Source organism: Enterococcus sp. DIV0802b (assembly GCF_050543535.1).
Lineage (GTDB): Bacteria > Bacillota > Bacilli > Lactobacillales > Enterococcaceae > Enterococcus_D > Enterococcus_D entomosocium.
Genome location: NZ_CP172941.1, coordinates 2,065,905 through 2,087,831 on the forward strand (window position 1 = coordinate 2,065,905; position 21,927 = coordinate 2,087,831).

Annotated in this window: 16 protein-coding genes; 3 read left to right on the forward strand and 13 right to left on the reverse strand. The window is 41.9% G+C overall.

The window, feature by feature from the left end:
• Nucleotides 1-36: 36 nt before the first annotated feature.
• Nucleotides 37-969 (reverse strand): thioredoxin-disulfide reductase, encoded by a 933-nt coding sequence (gene trxB, locus IGJ12_RS09820; RefSeq protein WP_008378419.1) that lies wholly within the window; start codon nt 967-969, stop codon nt 37-39.
• Between the two features lie 185 nt (nt 970-1,154).
• Here trxB and IGJ12_RS09825 point away from each other — a divergent pair, with 185 nt between their 5' ends.
• Both IGJ12_RS09825 and IGJ12_RS09830 read left to right on the forward strand, forming a co-directional pair.
• Complete coding sequence (locus IGJ12_RS09825) at nt 1,155-2,540, forward strand: MATE family efflux transporter (RefSeq protein WP_008378420.1); 1,386 nt, start codon at nt 1,155-1,157, stop codon at nt 2,538-2,540.
• 153 nt (nt 2,541-2,693) lie between these two features.
• On the forward strand, nt 2,694-3,164 hold the full coding sequence (locus IGJ12_RS09830) for a glutathione peroxidase (protein ID WP_005235460.1): 471 nt from the start codon (nt 2,694-2,696) through the stop codon (nt 3,162-3,164).
• A gap of 231 nt (nt 3,165-3,395) precedes the next feature.
• On the opposite strand, the gene IGJ12_RS09835 is transcribed toward IGJ12_RS09830, so the two are convergent.
• Complete coding sequence (locus IGJ12_RS09835) at nt 3,396-4,829, reverse strand: 6-phospho-beta-glucosidase (protein ID WP_008378424.1); 1,434 nt, start codon at nt 4,827-4,829, stop codon at nt 3,396-3,398.
• Between the two features lie 20 nt (nt 4,830-4,849).
• Nucleotides 4,850-6,241 (reverse strand): 6-phospho-beta-glucosidase, encoded by a 1,392-nt coding sequence (locus IGJ12_RS09840; protein WP_005235456.1) that lies wholly within the window; start codon nt 6,239-6,241, stop codon nt 4,850-4,852.
• Between the two features lie 260 nt (nt 6,242-6,501).
• On the opposite strand from IGJ12_RS09840, the gene IGJ12_RS09845 reads away from it, so the two are divergent.
• Entirely contained in the window at nt 6,502-7,422 is a 921-nt protein-coding gene (locus tag IGJ12_RS09845) for a MurR/RpiR family transcriptional regulator (RefSeq protein WP_005235454.1), read from the forward strand.
• 76 nt (nt 7,423-7,498) lie between these two features.
• On the opposite strand, the gene IGJ12_RS09850 is transcribed toward IGJ12_RS09845, so the two are convergent.
• From IGJ12_RS09850 to IGJ12_RS09895, 10 genes are all read right to left on the reverse strand, one after another.
• On the reverse strand, nt 7,499-9,418 hold the full coding sequence (locus IGJ12_RS09850; RefSeq protein WP_005235453.1) for a beta-glucoside-specific PTS transporter subunit IIABC: 1,920 nt from the start codon (nt 9,416-9,418) through the stop codon (nt 7,499-7,501).
• A 197-nt stretch (nt 9,419-9,615) separates the two neighbouring features.
• Nucleotides 9,616-10,458 carry a BglG family transcription antiterminator LicT gene (gene licT, locus IGJ12_RS09855; RefSeq protein WP_005235451.1) on the reverse strand — a complete coding sequence of 281 codons (843 nt, stop codon included), beginning with the start codon at nt 10,456-10,458 and terminating at the stop codon, nt 9,616-9,618.
• Nucleotides 10,459-10,872: 414 nt separating this feature from the next.
• A complete protein-coding gene (locus tag IGJ12_RS09860) occupies nt 10,873-11,982 on the reverse strand; it encodes a LacI family DNA-binding transcriptional regulator (RefSeq protein ID WP_005235448.1) in 1,110 nt (369 codons plus the stop codon).
• Between the two features lie 148 nt (nt 11,983-12,130).
• Nucleotides 12,131-12,865: a hypothetical protein gene (locus IGJ12_RS09865; protein ID WP_005235446.1), complete on the reverse strand. Its 735-nt coding sequence runs from the start codon at nt 12,863-12,865 to the stop codon at nt 12,131-12,133.
• Nucleotides 12,862-14,991: a hydantoinase/oxoprolinase family protein gene (locus tag IGJ12_RS09870; RefSeq protein ID WP_430618965.1), complete on the reverse strand. Its 2,130-nt coding sequence runs from the start codon at nt 14,989-14,991 to the stop codon at nt 12,862-12,864. Before IGJ12_RS09870 ends, IGJ12_RS09865 begins: the two co-directional genes overlap by 4 nt.
• A 62-nt stretch (nt 14,992-15,053) precedes the next feature.
• Nucleotides 15,054-16,406, reverse strand: coding sequence for an SLC13 family permease (locus IGJ12_RS09875; protein WP_008378434.1), 1,353 nt, complete (start codon nt 16,404-16,406; stop codon nt 15,054-15,056).
• A gap of 668 nt (nt 16,407-17,074) precedes the next feature.
• Entirely contained in the window at nt 17,075-18,850 is a 1,776-nt protein-coding gene (locus IGJ12_RS09880; RefSeq protein ID WP_430618966.1) for an ABC transporter ATP-binding protein, read from the reverse strand.
• Complete coding sequence (locus tag IGJ12_RS09885) at nt 18,850-20,598, reverse strand: ABC transporter ATP-binding protein (protein ID WP_220426609.1); 1,749 nt, start codon at nt 20,596-20,598, stop codon at nt 18,850-18,852. Before IGJ12_RS09885 ends, IGJ12_RS09880 begins: the two co-directional genes overlap by 1 nt.
• Before the next feature lie 198 nt (nt 20,599-20,796).
• On the reverse strand, nt 20,797-21,015 hold the full coding sequence (locus IGJ12_RS09890) for a YneF family protein (protein WP_005235432.1): 219 nt from the start codon (nt 21,013-21,015) through the stop codon (nt 20,797-20,799).
• A gap of 107 nt (nt 21,016-21,122) precedes the next feature.
• Nucleotides 21,123-21,926: an ABC transporter permease gene (locus IGJ12_RS09895; protein ID WP_005235431.1), complete on the reverse strand. Its 804-nt coding sequence runs from the start codon at nt 21,924-21,926 to the stop codon at nt 21,123-21,125.
• Between the last annotated feature and the right edge of the window lies 1 nt (nt 21,927).

The window sequence follows — 21,927 nt, forward strand, 5'->3', positions numbered from 1 at the left end:
ATTGACACTTTAAAAATAACAGCTGATTCCATTAAACTATTTCGTTAATTGAGCATCCTTTTGTGTTTCAATGAAATCAAACACTTGTTGACCAGCAATACTGCCATCGCCGACTGCCGTCGTGATTTGACGCAAGCCTTTTTCACGAACATCGCCAACCGCGTAAACACCAGGAATTGAAGTTTCCATCTGCTCATTGGTTAAAATCCAGCCAGCATCATTCGTGATACCGCTGGCTTTGAATGGTTCTGTCAACGGATCTAAACCAACATAGATAAAGACACCGCCAGCAGCTTCTTCTGTCACTTCATCCGTTTTTACGTTTCTGATTTGCACGCCAGTCACGACCATCTCATTGCCTTTGATTTCTTCAACAACAGAATCCCAAATAAAAGAGATTTTCTCGTTGGCAAATGCGCGGTCTTGAATGATTTTTTGTGCTCGTAATTCGTCACGACGGTGAACGATCGTTACTTCGGAAGCAAATTGTGTTAAGTAGATAGCTTCTTCGACTGCCGAGTCGCCTCCGCCAACAACAATCAAGCGTTTGTTACGGAAAAAGGCACCGTCACAAACCGCACAGTATGAAACACCGCGTCCCGCGAATTCTTCTTCGCCTTTGACGCCTAACTTTCTATGTACGCATCCTGTGGCAATGATGATTGTTTTCCCTTGATAGGTTTTGTCTTCGGTGGCAACTTCTTTGAATTCACCTTGATCCGTGATGCTCTGAACGATCCCATAGGCATTTTCAACACCAAATTTAATGGCACCTTCATACATTTTAAATGCTAATTCAGGGCCTAAGATTGATTCGTATCCTGGGTAGTTTTCAACTTCAGCCGTATTGTTCATTTGACCGCCAGGTGCGCCTCGTTCAATCATTAGTACTGATAAATTCGATCTTGACGCATAAAGCGCTGCTGTCATCCCCGCAGGGCCTGCGCCGATGATAATTACATCATACATATATTTCCCTCCAATTTGGACTACCCATACTTTACTTTCAAAAGCAAATTCTTTCAACTCATCTGCTTACAAAAAATAATAAGATATTCCTGCTTTTACTTTTGAAAATTACATTGACTTTCTTTTCAATTTTTGTAAAATTTTCACGATACGTCTATTATATAGAAAATAAGGAGTCCTTACAATTGAATAAGAAAAAACTTTTAGGAAAATCAGACCGTGAACTGCTTTTCCTCAGCTGGCCGATTTTTGTTGAGCTATTTTTGCGGGTCGTTATTGGGAATGTCAACGTTTGGATGATTTCTCATTACTCCGAGCCAGCAGTAGCGGCCGTCAGTGCTGCCAATCAACTATTGAATTTAACGGTCTTTATTTACGGTTTCATCACCGTGGGTACTCAGATCATTATCGCACAATTGATTGGTGCGAAAAAACGCGACCAGATACCGAAAGTCATCAATACCGCTCTTTTTGGCTCATTGTTCATCGGGATTTTGATCAGCTTAATGTTCCTTTTCGGCTCAACCTATCTCCTTCGTTTCATGGGATTGGATGCTGAATTAGTTGCTTTAGGTCATGGATACTTACAAGTGTATGGGGGAAGTCTGTTCCTTTCATCGATCACGGCGGTCATAATTGCTGTCATGCGTAGCCACAGTTTCACAAAACCTGCGTTATTGGTGCCGATGTTTGCTAGTATCCTAGCCGTCATTGGGAATTACTTTGTCTTATATAGCCCCTTTGGTTTACCGAATTTTGGTGTGACCGGATTGGCATTTTCTAGCGTCTTTGGTAATTCGATTGGTTTAATAATTGCCGCAATGTTGCTGAAGAAGCATGTGAATTTTTCTGTTTTATCTGCCCGTTTCTCGAATGTCTCTTGGGGTGTGATGAAAAACATTTTGACTTACGGATTGCCTTCTTCTGGCGAGTCTCTTTCCTATCAAGGAGCGCAAGTCGTAGTGACGATGATCGTGGCTCAACTTGGTGCCAGCGTCTTGATTGCAAAATCTTACGTAACAGCTATCACCCAATTTGTTTATTTGATTGCCTCCGCATTGAGTCAAGGGAATCAAATCATGATTGGCCGCAATGTCGGTGCTGGAGAATACGATCGCGCGCATCAGCGAGGCATGCGCACGATGGTGATCGGGATCATTGCCTCGGTAACGATCTGTTTATTGACTTACTTGTTTATTGAGCCAATCATGGGAATCTTTACCACCAACGCGGAAGTGATCGAGATTGCCAAAGGTGTCTTTTTGGTAGAGATCGTTTTAGAAACGGCGCGTGCAGTCAATATGATCCTTGTGGGTTCCTTAAATGCAAGTGGCGATGTGAAGTTCCCATTGATCTGTAGTCTAGTTGTTCTATGGGTCATCAGCTTACCGTTTTCCTATTCACTGGCGATCGTCTTTAAATTCGGCTTGATCGGCGTTTGGATCGCTTATGCCATTGACGAAGCATTGCGCAGCGTCTTAATGATTTATCGTTGGCACTCCGGTGTATGGAAAACTAAATCTGTCGTTCATCCACAAGAAACAGAACCCGAAGTATTGCCAGAAGCATAATTAAAGTCCAGCGGTCTCGGTGACTGCTGGACTTTTTTGTTTTCCATAAAAAATAAAATGCGCCAAGAAGTTTGCTTGGTTTTTTTGAAGACTTTGCTCTATACTTGTCTCAGAAGCTATCGACTACGATTTACATTAAAAGGAGCGTTTGCTATGTCAATCTATGACTACCAAGCAACATTGGAAAATGGCGAAACTTATTCGCTAGCAAAATACGAAGGTCAACCGCTAGTGATCGTCAATACAGCTACGAAGTGTGGTTTGAGCCCGCAGTTCAAAGAACTACAAGGTCTTTATGAAACTTATAAAGACCAAGGATTGGTCGTTTTAGGGTTTCCTTCTGATCAGTTCAAACAAGAAGTCGGGTCAGCCGAAGAAGCCGCAGCCGCTTGCCGAACCACCTATGGTGTCGACTTTCCGATGCACAAGTTAACAGTGATCAATGGAAAAGACGCGGATCCCTTGTTTCGCTATTTGGAAGAAGAAGCACCTGGCACGCTAGGAAAAGCCATTAAATGGAATTTCACGAAATTCTTGGTGGATCGCCAAGGTAAAGTCGTTGAGCGTTTTGCTCCCCAGACAAATCCTCAAAAAATGATTCCAGAAATTGAAAAAGTTCTTTAAAAAACAGAGAAAGGCGATTTTGAGGACAAAACATGTCATCCTTAAGGTCACCTTTTTGTGATTGCTGCAACATAAACATTATACAACAATCACATTGGCGCTTGTCAAAATATCTGAATGTCTATTTCTTCTTAAAGAAACCATTCGTTACAAAGATTTCAAAAAGACTTTAAAAAAACTGCAGTGGATCCCCTTTGATTTCTCAACGGGATCAACTGCAGCTTCTTTTGATTAGTTATTCGATAAATCTTCACCATTTGAAGCAATCACTTGTTTGTACCAATCAAATGATTTTTTCTTGGTTCGTTTCAAGGTGCCGTTTCCTTCATTGTCACGGTCCACATAAATGAAACCATAGCGTTTTTTCATTTCACCTGTTCCAGCTGAAACTAAATCGATACAACCCCAAGTCGTGTAACCCAATAAGTCGACACCATCTTGTTCAACCGCATCTTTCATTGCTTGGATATGCTCTGCCAAATATTGGATGCGGTAATCATCTTCCACATAGCCATCTGCATCTGGTGTATCCACAGCGCCTAGACCATTTTCAACGATAAACAATGGTTTTTGGTAACGGTCATAAATGTCATTCATTGTAATCCGCAAACCAAGTGGATCAATTTGCCAACCCCACTCACTTGCTTCCAAGTATGGGTTTTTCACAGAGGCAAAAATATTGCCAGCCGTTTGTTCTAACAATTCAGCGTCCGTTGTTGATACGCGTGAAGAATAGTAAGAGAAAGAAATAAAGTCTACGGTGTGAGCTTTCAACAGCTCAAGGTCGCCTTCTTCCATTTTGATTTCGATCCCATTGCGTTCCATTTCTTTCAGCGCATATTGTGGATATTCCCCACGTGATTGAACATCAATAAAGAAATAGTTTTCGCGATCTGCTTTGCGTGATTCCCAGACATCTTCTGGTTTGCTTGTATATGGATAGTACGCGCCAGCAGCCAGCATACAACCTACTTTGTTTTCAGGATCAACTTCGTGAGCGATTTTCGTTGCGATTGCGGATGCCAACAACTCGTGGTGAGCCGCTTGATATTTCACTTGCTCAACGTTATCGCCTTCTTCAAAATAAAGTCCCGCTCCCATAAATGGCGCATGTAGAATCATGTTGATTTCGTTGAAGGTCAACCAGTATTTTACTAATCCTTTGTAGCGGTTGAAAATCACGTTACACAAGTTTTCATAGAATCCGACTAATTCACGAGAACGCCATGCTCCGTATTTTTCAACTAAATGCATTGGGCAATCAAAGTGAGTGATCGTTACTAATGGTTCGATCCCATATTTGTGGCATTCTTTGAAAAGATCTTCATAGAACTTCAAGCCGTCTTCATTTGGTTCTGTTTCATCCCCTTTAGGGAAAATCCGACTCCAAGCGATCGACAAACGGTAGGTTTTAAAGCCCATTTCGCCAAATAGCGCGATGTCTTCTTTGTAGCGATGATACATATCGATCGCTTCTTTTGCTGGATAGAAATGTTCGTCATCAAAATCGAACATTTTCATTTGACCAGTAATGACTGGAAAACGATCTTTGCCGATCGGTACCACGTCAACGTTTGCCAAGCCGCGTCCGCCTTCTTGGTAGCCTCCTTCACATTGATTGGCAGCTGTTGCGCCGCCCCATAAAAAGTCTTTTCTAAATGCCATGTTTCTTTCCTACTTTCTCTTTATTTAACTAGTTCGCGATCAAGTTCGCGGGCTACTTCATCTTGTACTTCTACGCCTTCTTTTTCAAGACGTGCGATCGTTTCCTTAAATTTAGGCAAGTGATCTTTGTGGGCAATAAACAGTTCGTCCATGACACGTTTTGCCGTATCACCTGATGGAACCAATGGGTTGATGGTGAAGGCTTGTAATGCGATATTGTAATCCCCCGTCACAGCTGCTTCGATCGTTAATAATTCCATTGCTTTCATTACCTGTAACCAACCTTTTTCAGCTGTCGGTAACTCACCAAAGGCAACATTTCTAGCCCCTTGTCCGCCAACGTAAGCTGTTACTTCGACTACGCAATCGGCAGGAAGATCTGGAACGGCGCCTTCATTTTTGGTTGAAACGACGATTTGGGTATTTTTATTAGCATAAATGGAAGCAATCGTTTCACACGCTGCATCTGAGTAGTAAGCACCACCACGTTTTTGCAGCTGTTCTGGTTTATGATCCAATTCAGGATCTTTGTACAACTCAAACAATTCGGCTTCGGTTTGTTTCACTTGTTGTGCGCGTGTACCGACAGTCTTGTACTCTTCGATCGCATGATTCAACATTTCTTCTTGACGATAGTAATAACGGTGATACCCGCAAGGAATCATCTTCATTTGTTCCAGCTGTTCTTTGTAAAATGGTACATCAAAGATATTCTTCGGTAAGCCATTGTCTTCTTCATACATTTTATCAATAATATCCATCGTTACATCGTTGCCGTGTGAATCAGCAACTTTGTGCCAATGGAAGTGGTTCAATCCTGCAAATTTGTAGATCAATTCGTCCGGTTCTTTACCGATCAAGGCTGGCTCAATCATGGTTGCCATGACTGGCACATTACACAACCCGATGACTTTGTCCCATTTTCCGTAACGCACGATTGCTTCAGTCACCATACCGCTTGGATTCGCAAAGTTGATCAACCAGGCATCGGGACACAAGCGTTTCATGTCTTCAACGATTTCAAGAATGATTGGAACCGTACGAAACGCTTTGAACATACCACCAGGGCCGTTGGTTTCTTGACCAATCATGCCGTAATAGGCAGGAATTCGTTCATCTTTGATACGGGCATTCAGCAATCCTACTCGGAATTGAGTCGTAACGAAATCAGCATCTTTTAACGCTTCTTCTCGATCCAATGTCATGTGGATTTTTACATCGTAGGGTGACGCATCCCACATCCGTTGTGCCATCGCACCAACGATTGCTAATTTTTCTTTTCCTGCTTCGATATCTACTAGCCAAATCTCACGAATCGGCAATTCTTCATAGCGTTTGATAAAGCCTTCCATTAACTCCGGGGTATAGCTGCTGCCGCCACCAATGGTTGCAATTTTAATTCCTTTTGTCATTGTATTGCTCCTTTGCTATTTTATTTACATTCTTATTATCATTCATAAAAACATTTGATTCAATGTAAATAGCATATTTAGAAAAAGCGTTTGCAAATCTCGCTTCTTCTTGCAGATGTTTTGTAAAAAAGATTTACAAAGAGCATCAAATAAGGAATAATTAGGATGTAAACGATTCGCTAGGTACTGAATAAAAACGAATTTTTGTAAAAACCATTTACAAATAATCATAAAAAAATGTAAAAAGGAGCATATATACCATGTTGTTACAAGAAAAAATGCGCCAAATCAAACTAGCACCAGCGGAACGATCGTTGATCGATTATTTATTAGCCAACCCGACTGCGATGGCGGATCAAACCATTAAGGAATTGTCAGAAAAGACCTACGTTCATCCTTCTACTTTTATTCGGATTGCCAAAAAATTAGGCTTCAATGGTTGGCTCGACTTAAAAACGGCCTTTGTGGAAGAGCAAACTTATATGAGCAGCCATTTTACTGATGTAGATGCGAACTTCCCTTTTTCCTCCCATGACGGCATTATGACCATCGCCAAAAAGTTGGCAAAGCTTGAACAAACAACGATTGAAGATACGCTTTCCTTGATCCATCATGATGAATTACAAAAAGCGAAACAATCGTTGCTCAACGCCAACCATATCAAGATCTTCGCCAGTAATGCCAATACCTTGATTTCTCAAGACTTTGTTTTGAAGATGCGGCGTTTAGGAAAAAACATTCACGTCTGCGACACCTTCGGCGAGAGTGCTTACGAGGCATCTAACTGTACCTCCGATACGACCGCGATCTTGATTTCTTACACCGGTGAAAACAAAATGGTCAAAGAAATCGGTAAGATCCTTGCCGAGCGGCAGGTTTCCATCATTGGCATGACGAGTATCGGGGAGAACTCCTTGGCGAAATTAAGTAATTGTGTTTTGAATATCACGACAAGAGAACGGCTCTACTCAAAGATCGCCAACTTTACGATCAATACGTCCGTTTGCTACTTGCTGGATTTGTTGTACGCAGTCGTCTTTTCGGAGCATTATGAAAAAAACTTGCAGCATTTGATCGATATTGGCATGGCTTATGACAAGCGCCCTACATCATCGACGATAATCGCTGAGCCAACCTACGATAAAAATCTTCATTATAAAGACTCACTGTTTCCCAATTAAATGACTGACAAAAAGCGATTGCTTCACATGGGCGATCGCTTTTAACCTTACGTAGAACTTGTTAGAAAGTTTTTGGCTAAACTAAAGCCGTGATCAAATCATCGGAACAGCCTACCTCACGTTTGTCTGACTCGATGATATCCAAATAATCGGCGGAGTTGGTGACTAACACTGGGGTCTCAATATTAAATCCAGCTTTGATCAATGCATCCTTATCAAAGGTGATCAATTTTTGTCCGCGAGTCACCGTGTCTCCTTGCTTCACATGGGCTTCAAAGTATTCACCGTTTAATTGAACAGTATCTAAACCAATATGGATCAAAAGCTCTAAGCCGTTCTCAGAGATCAACCCAATGGCATGTTTGGTTGGGAACAAGGTCATTACTGTTCCGTCAAAAGGAGCCACAACTTCGCCTTTTGAGGGATGGATCAAGATGCCTTTTCCTAGAATCCCTTGTGCGAAGGCTTCATCTTTTGCACTGCTTAGTGGTGCGATCGTTCCTTCAACAGGGGAAGTGATTACTTCTTTCCGAACAGTCATCGCTGGTTGTCCTTCTGCGATTTCTTCTTCCACCGCATCATCTTTCCAGAAAGCCATCGTCAAACCAAAACCAATCGCTGCAGCGATCAAGATCCCGATGACCGAGAACCACATGCCACTGGCATCGCCTTCTGGAGTGATATAGTTAAAGATTCCAAAGACGCCTAAACCACCAGAGGTATAGCTCGTTGTGCCATTGATCATTAAGAAGGCACCTGCGACCGCCCCACCAATCATTGAGAAGAAAAACGGCATTTTTTTCGGTAACGTGATCCCATAAATTGCTGGTTCTGTTACACCGAAAAGTCCTGAGATAATGGCTGGTGGACATAGAGCTTTTAGTTTTTTGTCTTTAAGTTTAAAGTACATAGCCATCACTACCGCTGTTTGGGCAAAGCTGGCACCAAATGATGCTACCAAAATTTGACTGTAGCCGAGCTGTGTCACTTGCATAATGTGTAGTGGCACAACTGACCAATGCAAGCCGAAAATAACCAAGACTTGCCAGAAGAAGCCTAATAACAAACCATAAATCGCTGGAGAGAAGTCCATCAATGCTTCAAATCCTGAGCTTAAAAGATCCGTCAACATACTGATCACAGGTCCAATCACCAAAAAGCCAATTGGCAATGCAATCAATAAAACCAAGAAAGGCACTAAAAATGTTTGGACAACAGACGGAATGATTTTCTTCGCCAATTTTTGAACTTGTGCAGCGAATGCGATGATAAAGATTACTGGAACCACACTACTAGTATATGTCGCACCAACCCACGGAATCCCTAAGAAGGTTTCATACGCTGGCAAGCCTAATAAGCTATAAGGTGCAGCAGCTCCCTCGCCAGCTCCGGCAACAAATGCCGCTTGCAAGGCTGATCCTTGAATCGTCGGATAGCAAAGCGCCGACCCGATCACGATTCCCACCATTGGATTTAAGCGGAATTTTTTTGCTGACGTATACCCTAAAATCACCGGCATAAACATGAAGATCGAATCACCGATCGCATTGAACATCACATAGGTACCAGTCGTTGTTGTATAATCGATCAAACCTGTTGTACCAATAAAAAGCAACAGTGCGTTTAGTCCTTTGATCATCCCAGCCGCACACAAAGCACCTAAGAAGGGTTGGAAGCAGCCGCTCAAAATATCGATCAAACGATCAAACAAGTTGCCACCTGAGGCTGTTTCTTCAGCATCACCACTGATTCCTGCAACATCGATCACTTCTGCATAGACATCTGGCACATGGTTTCCGATAACCACCTGGTATTGACCGCCACTCTTCATGACCGTCACGACACCTTCCATGTTCTTTAAGACTTCATCATTTGCGACGCCTTCATCCTTTAATTTAAAACGCAGGCGTGTGATACAATGCGTCAAGCTATTGATGTTCTCTTTCCCACCGACATTTGCGACAATTTTTTCTGCTAATTCACGATATTTACCCATTTTTGATTCCTCCAATTTTTTTGTATTGAAGGTTTAGCCAACTGAATGTCACTATCCAAAATGTTTCGTCTTTGATATGCTGCTTCTTAACTAGCGGTCCTAAAAATACGTTTTAATAAAAATCATTGCCAAAAAATTATTCTTTCTTCTATATCTTGCACTGAGTAAAACTCCTTCTCCTTTCTTCTTTATTTCAATCAACGATTTTTTTGCACAAGTCTGGCAATATGAATCGTTAAATACAAACTTTCGTCACTGGACATTTGATACTGATATTGATTTTCTAATAGTTCAGCGATTTTTTGTACGCATTGATACGCATTTCGGTACTTCACTTTGACCATAGCCAAAAGATCTTCATCGGTTTCATCCGTATGAGGGGTATGGTTTTGCATTCTTGAGACAAAAAATTTCAAATGCGTAGTGAAGCGATAAAAATAAACGGACTCTTCATCAAAGGTGGTTTTGAAAAAATATTTAACAATGTTAATGATGTCTTGCATCGTTTGGGTTAGCTCAGCAATATTGCCTTGGTCACCATTTTCGGTTTGCGCATTGACCAGATGCAGAGCAATAAAGCCAGCTTCATCATCTGGCAGCTGAATCCCGTAATGTTCTTTGATTTTTTCTACTGTTTTGCAGCCTATTTGGTACTCATCGGGGAAAAAACGCTTGATATCCCACAATAAGACATTTTTGACCGTCATTCCTTTTTTCGATCGTTCAATGGCACAGTGCATATGATCTGTCAGCGAGATGTAGATGGAATCATTGATGGGGGATGACAATTCTCGCCGAGCATACTCAATGATCTCATTGGATAATTCAAGATATTCCAGTGGTAAGTCAGCAAGCAGCTCTTGAAATTGAGATAAGATCGTCTGATTTTCTAAGCGATATACTTTATCGACCGTTTCTGAAGAAATGTCATCTCCCACTTTTTTCTTAAAGGCAATCCCCCGCCCCATAACAATAATCTCGTTTTGACTTTGATCGGTAGTGATCACAACATTATTGTTTAACACTTTACTGATTTTCATGTCCTACCCCCACTTACTTTATCATTGCGGATATGGTTCATTGCTTGTCTTTATTGTTTAGCCAACAGTCAACACAGAAAAAACCTCATGAAAGCAGCGCAAATACCGCAGCTTCATCAGGTTTAGCTTGTTAAAAATCAACAATCACTATCCATTAGAACCAGTTCTATTATCTTTATCATAGCAAAGGTAGAAAGCGCTGTCAATCGTTGTTCGTTATTTTTACTGACACCTAATACGAATCTATTGATCGTTTGTTGAAAACACGAGGGATCAATTTTTATTCGTTCTTATCTTAGATAAAGACAAAACCTTAACGAACGATAAAAAACCGCTCCCCAAAGACTTGACTGATCAGTCTAATGATGGGGAGTCGGCTATTATGTCATTTGCTTCTTGTTTTTTCAAAAAAAGCTAATCATCTTGTTTACGATAATTTTTTTTGATGTAAGGCTGGTTTTCTTGGTTCATACGGATAACGATTTTATCAAAACTATTGTCACTCACTTGTGTCGAACCACTCATTTTGATTTTTGGCTGTACTTCGATCACTTTTGGTTTATACTGCATTTTCCCTTTTGAGATCCGCTTGACTAAAAGTTCAGCAGCTTGCGAACCAATTTCATACGACGGTTTTTCAATCACAGACATTTCATGATGATAAAGTTTGTTCCAGCCTAAATCATCATAGCCCCCGATCGCAACGTCTTCTGGAATCCGCAAGCCCAAGCTATAGATCACATGGATCAATGCAAACATCAACTCACTGTTTTCAGCTAATATTGCTAAACGATAGCCTTGATTTTTTTTCAACAATTCGTTTAGTGATTCCTTACACGCGTCAAATGCCACTTGTGTTTCTTCGATCTCAAATGCTAGTTGCTCAGGATTTCTGACTGCGATTTTAGAACTTTCCAGAAAAAGAGCAAGTTTTTTCTTCCGACTAGGCGTTGTGAGCGGTGGTGTAAAGTAAGCGACTCGATCAAAGCCTTCTGAATAAATACGTTGAATCATCTCGGCCGTCGCTTTTTCATTATCAACGATGACTGTATCAATCATCAATTCTTCGATCGTGCAATCAGCCAGCACGATTTTGACCTTTTGCTCAGTCAAGCTTTTCACGAATGCTTCGTCCTGATTCGACGATAGAATAAGCCCTTCCACTTGACGGTCGATCAACGCTTGGATTTGATCCTGCTGAGAAATATTTTTTTGATCGGTTTCAACAAGAATCACCTGAAAAGATTTTCGTATACAATAATCATTGACGCCTCGAACTAAAGCTGCTACTTCCGGGATCATGATATTGCTGACAACGATGCCGATCAATCCCGTTTTATTGTTTTTCAACCCCTGTGCTAGCGCATTTGGACGGTATTCAAGCTCTGCGATCACTTCTTCGATGCGCTTTTTTGTCTCTGCTGACATAAATTCATATTTGCCATTCAAATATCTAGAAACGGTGGTTTTTGAAACATTTGCTTTTTCTGACACCATCTTAATGGTGATTTTCTCATTTGCCATTCAATCCACGCCTTGCTTTTTGCTGTTGGTCAATTATATCATGGAACCCTTGAAAAATGAACAAGGACCGATTTCGTTCGACACGGACTGTCCTATCTCAATAGTGACAGATCGTAAAGAAGCCGCTAAGTGAGCTATTTTCAAAGAACTAGCCCATTGCTTCAATGTGGCGCATTTCTTGCTGCACGACTTCATATATACTTTTTGAAAAGTCCACTTCCAACGGATAGGAAAGCAAAATATCTAATATTTGAGGCACAAAGTCTGCCTCACACAGTTCTTTTGCAAAAGCCATCGCAGCAATTTCCGAAGCACAACCAACCGTTGACCGGTGCTCGTAGGAAAAAAAGCGCCACAGTGGGATCGTTTTGGTGATATGGTACATCGTGGCACCATGTTGCTCTTCTAAATAGTGAAAAATTTCATGGGCGATCAAGATCCCTCGGACAACTTCTGGTTTAGGCAATATTTGCGAAGATTGAGTCAGCACAGTGTAGGCAGCAATGGGTTCAGTGATCAATTCAATGGAGCGCTCCATGACAAACTGCGCAAAGACCATGCGAAACTTCGTCGGTTTTCCAGATCTTTCCGTAATTGATAAACCAAGCTTATTCGCCAAGTACCAGGCACGATCTGCCTTTTCCTGTTTTTTCAAATCAAACTGGTCGAGCATTTTTTGCGCCCATGTTCTACCACATAAGATGGCTTCTTCAATGATTTCGTTTTTTTCCTCTTCCCTCACTTTATTACGTAGCATCTCGCGGGTAAACTCAAATACTCCCCAACTGAATTCGCTGATGGGCATGAGCTGTTCATACCACTTTTCTAATAATGCCAGATCAACCGTATTTTGCTGTTTTAAGAAAAACCTCTGCTTGATCATAGGGAGTTCGCCGCCAGAATCATCACTTCTTCATTAGAATCTAAAGTCGACATTTCGATATCGATCAACAACATCAATGCCTCCAAATCGTTTACTGAAAAATCCATCACCCGAGGTCCGGCACAAATATAGAAATCTGGACGCAAAATCACTTCTGTCTGATAGATCGCCAAATCATCCCATAGTTGCTCGACTGCTTGCACATAATTCTCCGCGGTGGTTTTGATGACCTTCCCTGAAGCTCGTTGTACTTTAATAAAGCCTTTTTTATCAAGGATTCGAATTGCCGGATTGTCTCCTGTAGAAACACGGGTTCCAAACACATAAAAATGCGAGCTTTTCTCTAAAAGATCAATTTCGTTAGTAGGTAGCCCTAAATCGCCCGCTGCTAATTCTTGGGCTTCCTCGACGGTTGCCTCTGCTAAAAGATCCGTCGTCTTGACTTCGGTGGAACCAGTTGCAATGGCTGTGACTTTAGACGTTTGAGGATCGATTTCGATAAAGACTTCCACACTTTCTGGGGTAGCCCCACTCTCAATGGCTTTATTGATAGCCTCTGTTTTGATTGATAGCAAGTCTTCTTTCGAAGGTGAAGGAATAATCCGTTCAACGACATCTCGTACCATCGCTAGGGCGACGCCAATAGAGGAAATCACTTCAGCATTCTCCGGAATCGAATATTTTACGCCCATTTTTTCTGACAAGTAGATAATTAATGACGAAGCGCCGCCACCAACTCCTACTAATGAAATCTGGCTTTTTTCTAGTTTGTATTTTTCTGCTAAAGCCAAAATGACTGGCTCTAATTTTGCGTAAGAACGCTCCATGATTTGAGTCGCGATATCTTCGATCGTCGTGCCACAATAATCCGCTAATACGCCCATCGCTTTTCGAGCCGCTTCGATATTCCCATAAGAGAAATGTTCCGGTTTGATCAAGCCCAACACGTTTGCTGCACATGAGTTGGTGATGGTTACCCGATCACCATTATCAAATTTGATTGCAACATAATCTGCAGGATCGCCTTCTTTCGGACTAAAGAATTCCACCGTTCCTCCTGTCCAGTTGATTGGATCAGAGTAAACTGCGTAGTCAAGACCGGCAATATGTGCAGAACGAGGTCCTACATCTACCACTCCATTAGCAGTTGCGCGAATCATGGACCCCCCTGCACAGCCCGTGATTCGTACATCCAAACTGGAAATGTATGTTTCATGTCCGCCAACGACAGAATAGTCGATCGCTGGCCGTCCGTTTTTAATGACACCGATATTGGTGGTTGTGCCGCCTACTTCAAAATACACGCCATTTGATGCTCGTAAATACATCAGTGAACCCATTACTGAAGCTGCCGGACCCGAGAGCATGGTCAGAACTGGCCGCTTTTTCATCTCAGCAATCTCCATAACCCCACCATCGCCTCTCATGATCATTAAGGGTACATCTACACCAGACTCCTTCACAGAGACTTCCGTGGAATTTGCGACAGATAACATTTTAGGTAAAATACTTGCATTGATAGTGGCAGTTCGTGTCCTTCTGGTCAATCCATAAAGTTTCGTGATATCTGAAGCAACAGTACATGGAATTCCTTTTTCTGTACAAACTTCCATCACTAGATTCTCAGCATCATTATTATCTACACCAAAAGCCATACTAGCGACGATCACTTCTGATCCTTGCCTCACTAGATCATCGATCATTTCTTCAACACTCGCTTTATTCATTCCTTTGAGTTTTGAGAAGGCATTGATGATCTTAATGGATCGCTGATTCCCTAGAACGATATCGGCAATTTTTAATTGACGCTTTGCCAGAAATCCTTCGAAACCACCACGAGCCATACCGAAAACACCAATGTCAGCCACATCCCCTTCAATCAAAGCGTTCGTGGCTTGGGTGGTTGAATGAGCAACAAAAATCACACTTTTTGGGTCAATATCATTTTCTTTCATACAATTTTGAAAACTCTCGACAACGCCAGCAGCTACCCCCCGTTCATGATCATGAGTGGTCTTCACGCTGGATTTTCCTATGATCTCGTGAGTCAGATTATCGATAGCGACAGCTTTTGTATGGGTACCGCCTACATCGATCCCCATTCTAACTTTTCTTAATTCACACATTTCCACTTTCCTCCTACATCCATAGTTGCATGATTTATTGATTAGCTACGTTCTTTCATCGACTAGTTATTCAAACCGAACAAAATGAGCGCAATGATACACAGGATCGCACTAGAAAGCCACCCAGCTGGTATCGAAAACTTCATGAAATCTTTAGAACCAACTTTATGATGTCCTAGACCCCATGCTACCCATGACTGAGTAATATCCAAATGCTGAGGAGCGATCGTGACCACAGCGAAAAGTGGAAAAATGAATGCCAGATCCCAATTTGTGGCAGCTAAGATCACTGCCGCTACTGCGCCTCCTGATCCGACTAAGTTCAAAGGACCGCGGAAGAAACCAAGGGGCGCTAAGATGGCAAATAAGATCGCAAGAGCCACGGTACTATGAGGAACTAGACCGCCAACGATTGGTTCAAAGAAAGGAACCGCTAGACTTGCAGCTGAATTAAACATAGCCAGTACTAATAAGAAACCTACCAGGGGCGCAACATCGACAGCACCATCTGCAAATTGTTTAGCTAACATGCGGCAAATATTCACGAAACCACCTTTTAATTTTCCGCAAGTCAGTAAGGCGTACAAAGCTGCGAGAATAAATGCTGGAATAATAGGAAATTCAGCAAACACAACGAGTAAGACTGGTGCGATCACAGCTACCCAAGAATACCAAGGAGCATCGCCTGAAGTTGCGCCAGGTGTGGAAGCCCACGCTTTGACTTTTGATGATTTCGCACGACTTAAAGCAATATTGGCAAAAACCAATGTCACAAGTAAGGAAACGACTAGTGCAATCATGCCGAATGTGAAATAATCGGAAAACCCATATTCCATCATGGATTGACTTCCGTCAGGTTGTAATGCCGCTAAAATACCTTGGTATTGCACAAAATTTGTTACATTGGCAAAAATTCCCGCCATGATGGAACCCATAAAAGCGAATAAAGCGATCGCTGTTGGAATACCCAACGCTTGCAAAATTGGCATAACGATCACTGCGATAGAGATTACAGGACCAATGCCCGTCATGGATGTGAAACATAAAGCAGTAACAGTACATAAAAGGGTCATGGTGATCCGTGGTTTATCCCCACCAAGCTCAACAACCTTGCGAATCAGCGTTGCTGCGATCCCTGTATCCATCAAAATCCGACCAAAGAAGGAACCGAAGAAAATATTGACCAGAATCGAACTAGCAAAACCGGCGGGTCCTGTTTGATAAATATTTGTGATCGTATCGACAAAATTCAAAGCTGTTAAATCCGGACTCAACGCATTGCCAATAAAAGCTAAAACGGTCCAAAGTGTTGCCATAACGAAGAAACCCACCATCAGGTTGAACCCTTTGACGCAGTACCAAACCATTCCTAAGAAAGAAACGATCATTAAAATACCAATTATAATTTCTACCATAAATTTTCCCTCATCTTTCCATTTGAACTTTTTTTGTTCATACATCGTGTTGCAAGTTTCTACGTTTGCTACTTCCCCTATTCTCGCTGAATGCGACCTTTATCATGAAATAATCGGCTAGACTTGTGACCATTTCCCACGTTTGCTTCCCTCCTCTTTTTTGTTAACCGTTTTAGTTAACCGGTTAACAAAAATTTTAAAAAAATAAAACAACGAATAATATCTCGTGTTTATCCACTATCTTTAAGCTTCCACTCGATTCTCCTTCGATCCCTTCTCGATGGGGAGCTGCCACTATTCAAATCAACCTCCATATTCCACTCTCGTCGGTTGGGCTCTTCGTAAAAGATAGGCTCAGGATGCTTGCCTTTTGATTAGAGCCGCTTCCCTCCTGTTTCTCCTCTATGATTCGATCCTCTTGTTTGCACAACATTTCACATAAGGCTCCTCTGACACTCGCCTGACCGAGCGTAATTACTAGTCTAAACCGAAAAGGATCCTAACCGATTAATCATTTGTTTGACTAGGTGCTAGTTGTTTTAATGTCTACATGATAGCAAAGGGTGAAAACGCTGTCAATCACAAATAGAAATTTTTGCTTCATTTGTTCAATTTATACAAAATAGACCTTAAAATACCTACGTGGTATTTTAAGGTCTATTGGCCGTTTAAACTTCACTTGCCTGCAAACGGTACATATCGGCATACAACCCTTTTTGAGCCAAAAGTTCATCATGGGTGCCTCGTTCGACGATCGAGCCTTTATCAAGCACCAAAATCAACTCAGCATCGCGAATGGTAGACAATCGATGGGCGATCGCGATCGTGGTTCGCCCTTGACGCATATTTGCCAAGCCTTCTTGGATCAGTCCTTCTGTTTCAGTATCGATATTGGCAGTCGCCTCATCCAAGACCAGCACTTTCGGATCGGTCACCATCGTTCGGGCAAAGGAAATCAATTGCCGTTGCCCGCTTGAATAACTGGCACCCCGTTCAATCACTTTGGCGTGGTATTTACCAGGTAGTTTTTGAATAAAGGCATCTGCTTGAACAAATTTTGCTGCTGCTTCGATCTGTTCTTCACGAATGTCCTGATTCAATAAGCGGATATTGTCAGCGATGTCCCCATAAAACATGAAAGCATCTTGCAATACGAGTCCAACTTTTTTCCGAAGCTCTTCCATCGTGAAGTCGCGGATATCTTGATCATCGATCAAAATTTGCCCTTCCCCAAATTCGTAAAAACGCATCAACACATTGATGATCGAGCTCTTGCCACTTCCTGTGTGACCGACTAGAGCCACGGTCTCACCTGGATAGGCGATGAAAGAAATATGATTCAATACGTTGTTTTTTCCATCATAGGAAAAACTGACATCGCGAAATTCAATTTTTCCTTTGGTGATGGTTTGACTGGCATCGGAATTTTGCTGCGGCGTATATTCTTCGTTATCCATAATCTTCAAAATCCGGCTGCCGGCTACCATCCCATCAGTAAAGACGCTGAGAAAATCCATCATCTGTGTCATTGGATTAAAGAATCCTTGAATATAGGTCGTAAAGGCGAAAATTAACCCAACTTCAATCGGCGATTCTAAAGCATCAAACCCAAAGAGCGTCAATGACAAGGCGATCGCTAAGGCATACAACAAACTAATGATTGGTGATAGTAGCAGCGCATTCGTGCGGATCATAGCGTATCTGGTTTTCAAATAATCATCGTTGGTCGCTTCGAATTCTTCATTCAGCCGCGCCTCTTGGCGGAATTGTTGAATGATCTGCATACCAGAAATCGATTCATTCAATTTCGTATTCAGCTGACTCAGTTTTTCCCGCATTTGACGATAGATACGAGAGCTGAATTTTTGATAATACCAGATGACTACCATTAGGATTGGCAGAAAAATCAAGTTTAGTAAGGCAATTTTGACGTTGATGCGGAACATGGCGGCAAAAGAAGAAACCACCGCAAAAATCCCTGTCAATACCATCAAGAAGACATACCAAAATTCATACAATGTTTCTGTGTCGTTGCTGACCCGTGAAACGATCGAACCCGCTGGCGTCTGATCGAAATAGCGCATCCCAAGACTATGCAATTTTTCAAATAATTTTGCTCGAATATATTGATAGGTTTTTAAAGAACCCATTGAATAAAGGAACCATTGGAAAAACCAAATCACAGCTTTTACCAACACCCCAAAGAAATACAACGCAGCAAAGAAATAAATGACTTGCTGGGTCGCCGTCTGATTGGTCAAATAATTATCCATAAAGGTTTGAATGATCAAAGGCAACAAGATATTGATGATCGATAGCACAAAAGCAAAAAAGATCGCTGCATAGAAGGTTTTTCGAAACGGTTTGGCAAAAAGAAACATTCGTTTGATGATGCTTTTTTGCTCTTTAAAGGGAATCGATTTGCTCCATTCTGATTCTTGCATTAGGCTTCACTCCCTTCGATTTTGGCTTCTAGTTGCTGCTTGTCCCACATTTTTTTATACCAGCCATTTGCAGCCAATAATTGTTCATGGGTCCCACGTTCACTGATTTTCCCATTGTCGATCACGAGAATTTCTTCTGCATGCTTGACACTGCTTAGGCGGTGGGCAGCAATGATCGTTGTTTTATTCTGACGGAACGTCCGTAATTGTTGTAAAATAGCTTCTTCCGTTTTGGCATCTACTGCTGAAAGGGCGTCATCTAAAATCAATAATTCTGGGTCAGTGATCAAAGCACGGGCAATGGATAAACGCTGTTTTTGTCCGCCGGAAAGAGAAACACCACGTTCCCCCACCATCGTTTCATACCCTTCCGGAAACTGACTGATATCCTCGTGGATCACTGCCAATCCAGCAGCCGCTTCAACTTCTGCTTGAGAAGCCCGTGGTTGCGCGAAGCGGATATTGTCTCGAATCGTCATGGAAAATAAGAAATGATCTTGCGGAACATAACCGATCGATCCCAAAAGAGCATTCAAAGAGTATTGCTTGCTATCGATGCCCCCGAAGGTGATCGCCCCATCAAATGAATCATACTCTCGCAACAAAAGCTTCATCAAAGAGGTTTTTCCAGCACCGGTTTTCCCGACGACACCAAGTGTTTGCCCGGCAGGCAAAGTAAAGTGGATGTCTTGCAGGGCAAAATCATCTCCTTGATAGTGAAACTCATTGATTTGAACGTTCACCGTTCCTTGAGCTGGGGCATCGACCGCATCTTTGGCTTCAATGATATGGGTCTTTGCCGCCAACAATTCGGCAACCCGATCATAACTAGCATTGCCTCGTTCCAGCACATTAAACAGACGTCCGATGGCAAACATCGGCCAAACTAACATACCGATATAACTGATGAAGGATACCAATTGACCGATCGAGATGGTACCGTCCATAACATAATTGCCGCCAACGATGATCGTCAGCACATAGGAGATTCCGATGATGATCGTAATAAACGGATCAAACAAGGCATCCAGAAAATTGACTTTACGGTTTTTGATAATGGCATGGTCAATTTTGGTTTGAAAATCAGCGATGTCCTCTTTTTCCTGTCCAAAAGTTTTGATGACTTTCATCCCAGTAATACTTTCTTGGGCTTTGTCGTTGATGGAAGAAAATGCTTCTTGCGAGTCACGAAACGCATCATGCAATTTGCTACCAAGAACCCGTGCCATGACTGCTAAGAAAGGCAGCGGCAATAGAGCAATGATCGTTAACCGCCAGTCGATAAAGAGAACCATCGCAATGATGGTTGCCCCTCCCGAGATGAAGGAATCGGCAAAGGTTAAGATCCCCGCCCCTGCCACATTTTGGATGGCATTCAAGTCATTGGTGGCATGGGCCATCAAATCACCTGTCCGATGCTTTTGATAAAACAACTGATCCATCCTTGTAAAATGTGCAAATAGCTGTCTGCGTAACGTTTTTTCTAGCCGAGCGGCACTGCCCCAGATATGCGTTCGCCAGACAAAACGAAACACATATTGAGCGATAGCTGAAGCAATCAAGATCATAACCCAAAAAAAGATCGTCTGCATCGAGATCTCTTTTTCCGCAATTTCATCGATGATGATCCCGATAACTTTGGGAGGGGCCAACTGTACCAAGGCGACTAGGACTAAAGAGCCTACGCCTAACAAATAATGTTTCTTTTCTTGTTTAAAAAACCAACCTAACTTCCTAAATATTGACATAACACTCTCCATTTCTTTGTGACCTGTTGCCTAAATTTTGCGATTTTTCCGAATATTTATTAGATTCAGATTCGATTGCTACCCCGCTATTCACAGAACGTAAATAGAAAAAGCAGCCTGGGGACATTCTATTGGTTTCTGCATTTTGCCGCAATAAAAAGCGAGCTGATAAAATCAGCCCGCTTCTTAGAAAAAAACCTACTTTTGGTTTTTCATTTGCTGCATCATCTGACGAATCTTTTTCTCAGAAGGTTTTTGACCCATTGACATCATCATCGAGCGAAGCATATCCTCATTAACGGGAGGATTTTTCTTTAGATAATCTTGCATATATTTACGCGCCAAAAAGAAGCCGCCGACAGCGCCTAGTAATGCTGCAACAACAGCGATCACGATTACGATTCCTACACTAACCATTTGAAAACTCTCCTTTCTCTTGTACTCTCAATGAATCATTTTACTAGAAAAAAACACAAAAAGAAAGAGTGAAAGCTGGATTTATCCAAAAACTTTCACTCGTTTCCTCAACTTAATGCGACATCTCTTTTATTGAATAACCAATTTGTTAAAAGGTAGATTAAAACACTATAAACAAGGATCCCGATCGCCATTTCCCAATAGCCCAATCCCGGATCAAAGCCAGTCATCTGCATGTCAGGACTATTTAATAAACTCGGTATCTGCTCTTTGATATTCATAAAATTAAACGGGTTCCACTTCAGCCATGGGTATTTTTCTTGCGCAAAAAGCATGATCGAGTTGATGATGCTGCTTCCAAACAACATACCCAAGCCTAAGCCAACCGCCAGGCTTTGAGAGCGAATGACGGCTGAGATAAAGATGGTCAATGCAATATAAAAGACAATCAATAGCAAGTTGGTTCCCGCAAAAACAAGGGCAACGAAAATCGCCGCTAGCCCGTTGTAGCCAGTAGCAGCAAAAGGTGATTCAGCTGCTAAAAATAAATTGGCGGCTGCTAAACTACTGATTAGTAAAACAGCAGTCCCTAAAAGCGCAAATAAAAACGTGTTGATGGCTTTTGCTGCTAAGATTTGGCTTCTGGAAAAAGGCCGAATCAATAAGAACTTGATCGTTCCACGACTGAACTCTTCCGCCACTGAAGAAGCTGCCACAATCACTACAAATAAGTTTAAAAAGGAAGTCATGTCGCTCAAAGAAGCAAACAAATCATTGGCACCAATTTCTGGACTACCTAAGCGTACAACATAGGTCAAGCCAAACGTCATTAAAACCAATAAAAGCAACATGATCCAAGTAGAACGCTTTTTGGTTAATTTGATCCATTCATTTTTAATCAATGTCAGCATG